The organism is Bradyrhizobium sp., assembly GCF_019242285.1.
GTDB lineage: Bacteria > Pseudomonadota > Alphaproteobacteria > Rhizobiales > Xanthobacteraceae > Bradyrhizobium.
This window is the reverse complement of the sequence record NZ_JAFAVV010000964.1, coordinates 1-4,005: the sequence shown is the minus strand read 5'-3', so window position 1 is coordinate 4,005 and position 4,005 is coordinate 1. Positions and strand designations below refer to the sequence as shown.

At 65.4% G+C, this 4,005-nt stretch carries 3 protein-coding genes; 1 reads left to right on the top strand and 2 read right to left on the bottom strand.

Annotation, left to right across the window (positions count from 1 at the left end; genetic code table 11):
• A partial coding sequence (locus JOY90_RS39385; RefSeq protein ID WP_291696471.1) for a HAMP domain-containing protein occupies positions 1-1,657 on the bottom strand: 1,657 nt, incomplete at its 3' end.
• Between the two features lie 298 nt (positions 1,658-1,955).
• On the bottom strand, positions 1,956-2,786 hold the full coding sequence (locus JOY90_RS39380) for an MlaD family protein (RefSeq protein ID WP_291696470.1): 831 nt from the start codon (positions 2,784-2,786) through the stop codon (positions 1,956-1,958).
• Positions 2,787-2,952: 166 nt separating this feature from the next.
• Between JOY90_RS39380 and JOY90_RS39375 the strand changes: the two genes are divergently transcribed.
• On the top strand, positions 2,953-3,786 hold the full coding sequence (locus tag JOY90_RS39375; RefSeq protein WP_291696469.1) for a phytanoyl-CoA dioxygenase family protein: 834 nt from the start codon (positions 2,953-2,955) through the stop codon (positions 3,784-3,786).
• Positions 3,787-4,005 lie beyond the last annotated feature (219 nt).

Genomic DNA, 4,005 nt, shown 5'->3' with positions numbered 1-4,005 from the left:
TGCCTTCGGTGCCGACCTCGCGGGCGACGCGGGTCACTTCCGAGGCAAACGCGTTGAGCTGGTCGACCGTGGAGTTGATGGTCTCCTTGAGCTGAAGAATCTCGCCGCGCACGTCGACGGTGATCTTCTTCGACAGGTCGCCGTTCGCCACCGCCGTGGTCACGTCGGCGATGTTGCGGACCTGGGCGGTCAGGTTGGACGCCATAAAGTTGACGTTGTCGGTCAGGTCCTTCCAGGTGCCGGCAACGCCGAGCACGTTGGCCTGGCCGCCGAGCTTGCCTTCGGTGCCGACCTCGCGCGCCACGCGCGTCACCTCGGAGGCGAAGGCGTTGAGCTGGTCGACCATCGTGTTCAGCGTCTCCTTCAACTGAAGGATCTCACCGGACACGTTCACCGTGATCTTCTTCGACAGGTCGCCGCTCGCGATCGCCGTCGCGACATCGGCGATGTTGCGGACCTGGGCGGTCAGGTTGGAAGCCATGAAGTTGACGTTGTCGGTCAGGTCCTTCCAGGTGCCGGCGACGCCGGGCACCTGGGCCTGGCCGCCGAGCTTGCCTTCGGTGCCGACCTCGCGCGCGACGCGCGTGACTTCCGAAGCAAACGAGTTGAGCTGGTCGACCATCGTGTTGATGGTGTCCTTCAGCTCCAGGATCTCGCCGCGTACGTCGACCGTGATCTTGCGCGACAGGTCGCCGCGGGCGACCGCGGTGGTGACGTTGGCGATGTTGCGCACCTGGGCGGTCAGGTTGCCGCACATCGCGTTGACCGAGTCGGTCAGGTCCTTCCAGGTGCCGGCGACGCCCGGCACGATCGCCTGGCCGCCGAGCTTGCCGTCGGTGCCGACCTCGCGGGCGACGCGCGTCACCTCGGAGGCGAAGGAGCGGAGCTGGTCCACCATCGTGTTGATGGCTTCCTTGAGCTGCAGGATCTCGCCGCGGACGTCGACCGTGATCTTCTTGGAGAGGTCGCCATTGGCGACCGCGATGGTCACCTCGGCGATGTTGCGGACCTGGCCGGTCAGGTTGTTGGCCATGGAGTTGACGCTCTCGGTCAAGTCCTTCCAGACGCCGGTCACCTCCGGCACCTGGGCCTGGCCGCCGAGCTTGCCCTCGGTGCCGACCTCGCGCGCGACGCGCGTCACCTCGGAGGTGAAGACGCCGAGCTGCTTGATCATGGTGTTGACGATATTGGCGGACTGCAGGAACTCGCCGCCGAGCGGCCGGCCGTCGACGTCGAGCTTGACGGTTTGCAGCAGGTCGCCCTGCGCGACGGCGGCGACCGCGCGGGTGACCTCGCGGGTCGGCCAGAGCAGGTCGTCGATCAGGGTGTTGATCGAGCCTTCCATGTCGGCCCAGGAGCCGGAGGCGAGACCGAGCCTCACACGCTGCCGGGTCTTGCCCTCGCGGCCGACAACCTGGCCGACCAGTTCGAGCTGCTGCGCCATGCGCTGGTTGGCGGCCACGATCTCGTTGAAGGTGTCGGCGATCTTGCCTTCGATGCCGAGATGATCGGCGGTCATCCGCACCGAGAAGTCGCCGCCGCGCATCGCCTGCAAGGCATGCAGCAGCTCCTGCAGCGAGTCGGTCGTTGCATCGCCGTTCGGCCCGGGCCGGCCTCGCCTGCGCGTCGACGACGAGACGGGACCGAGATCAGTCATGACATTCCCCCCAAACCTGTGCGCGGCAAATCAGGATCAAGCGCACACTAGATGCCTGCCAAAACCTCAAATCAAGCGCGAAGCGAATGCGGTGATGGAACCCGCTCGATTTGAGCCAGTGGTGATAACATCGGGCAGGAATTCCGGTTCCTGAGCCAGCCATCATTATTTGCGCGATTTACGCGCGGCGGCTTTGGGTTGAATTTGAATCAATCCTGATCGGGTGACGATGGAGCGGTTCAGGACTGGAAATCTGGTTCCTGCGCGGAACCAGCCTCACGACAGCCGAAGCGCCAGCCTATGGCCGTCGCGGCGGGAGCCTTCGAGGCGCAGGCACGGTCGCCGCCGCCTCCGGGTTGAGCTTGCGGGTCATGCCGTTGGCGGCTTCGCTGAGGTCGGCCAGCGTGCGGCGGGCCTCTTCCATGATCGCGCCCGAGCGCTTGTTGAAGCTGTCGGCGAGCTCGTGAATCGACTTCACCTTCTGGAACAGCACGCCTTCCTCGCCATCCATCAGCCCGGGGATGGCGCCGTTGATTCTCGCCACCACCTTGTCGAAGCCCGTGAAGGCGTCGTCGGCCTTGGCGAGCGCGCTGTCGACCGCATCAGCCTTGTTTTTCAACGATGCGGTATAGCTTTCGAACGAGCGCAGCCCATCCTTGACCATGGCGCGGTTGTCGACCAGGAGATGATCGACATTGTGCAGGGTGTCGGTGATCGACTGCTGCTCGCTCCAGTCGGCGGTCAGGAGCGGAATGCCGTCGGCGTCCAGCGGCGGTGGCGGTGCGGTCGGCGCGCCGCCGACCAGCGAGATCGCTGCGATCCCCGTCAGCCCCTGGAATTCGATGCCGATCGCGGTGTCCTTGCGAACCGGGGCGCTGTTGTCCAGCATCACCAGGGCGACGATCCGGGTCGGGCTCTCCAGCTTGATCGACTTGATCTGGCCGGCCGGCACGCCGTCGAAATTCACGCCGCCGCCCCGGCGCAGGCCGCTGGCCGAGCCATTGAAGACGATGCGCAAGGGGCTTTGGTTGCGCACGCCGAGAAGCTTCTGATAGGCGAGCAGCCCACCGAACGCCGTGGCCAGCACCGCGAGCGTGGTCGTTCCGATCACCAGATTGGTGGCGCGCATGCCGCTCCCGCAACTGGAAGGTCCCGGCCGGGCCGGGCAAACCGCGTCGTGACTTTAGGATCAAAGCGGCGCGGACGAAAGGCCCGCAGTGGTGTGCTTGACAGCATGGGGAGTGAACGCCACGCTCGACCAAGGCGCTGGATCAAGCAAGAACAGGGAGGAAACCGTGCCAAAACTCCTGAGCGAGCGCGAGGTCGCCGACTACCACGCGCGCGGCTACCATTTCCCGATCGACGCCCTCGATGCCGGCGAGGTCGCCGGTTTCCGCCGCCGGCTCGAGGACTACGAGGCCGAAAGCGGCGGCCCGATCAAGGGCGAGATGCGCCATCGCAGCCATGTGCTGTTCACCTGGATCGACGAGATGGTGCGCCATCCCAAGATCCTCGACGCGGTCGAGGACGTGCTCGGGCCGGACATCCTGTGCTGGAACACCAGCTTCTTCATCAAGGAGGCGCGCGATCCCGGTTTCGTCTCGTGGCACCAGGATGCCACCTATTGGGGGTTGAGCTCGTCCGACGTCGCCACGGCCTGGATTGCGATGTCGCCGGCGAACCGGGTATCCGGCTGCATGAAGTTCATCGCCGGCACCCATCGCGCGCAGGTCCAGCACGCGGATACGTTCGACCGGAACAATCTGCTCACCCGCGGGCAGGAGATCGCCGTCGAGGTCGACGAGGCGCAGGCCGTGCATGTCGAGCTGAAGCCCGGACAGGCCTCGCTGCACCATGTGCTCTTGTTTCACGGCTCGGAGCCCAACCAGTCCGACGACCGTCGCATCGGCCTCGCCATCCGCTACATCCCGACCCGCCTGAAGCAGGCCGTCGGCGCCCGCGACTGGGCGACGCTGGTGCGCGGCAGGGACGACTACCATCATTTCGAACCGGCCCATGAGCCGAAGCGCGACCTCGAACCTGTCGCGCTGGCGTTTCACCGCATGGTCTCCGAGGAGCAGGTGCGTGTGCTCTATCGCGGCACCGACAAGACCGCGTACCGGGCGTGAGGGACGTGCAGGCACGCTCGCGCATCCCGTCATCGTGAGCGCAGCATCCGGTCTTCGTAGGATGGGTAGAGCGAAGCGAAACCCATCACCCCCGGTGTGCATCGATGGGTTTCGCTTCGCTCTACGCATCCTACGGCCCACTCTTGCGATTCGCCGCGTTCGTCAACTTCCGTTTTTCAGAAAATGATTTGACGCCGCCCCCGACTCAGGGCATTATGC

Bases quoted from the DNA above. Each gene is read 5' to 3' on its own strand.
- JOY90_RS39380 (WP_291696470.1), bottom strand. From the start codon at position 2,786: ATGCGCGCCACCAATCTGGTGATCGGAACGACCACGCTCGCGGTGCTG.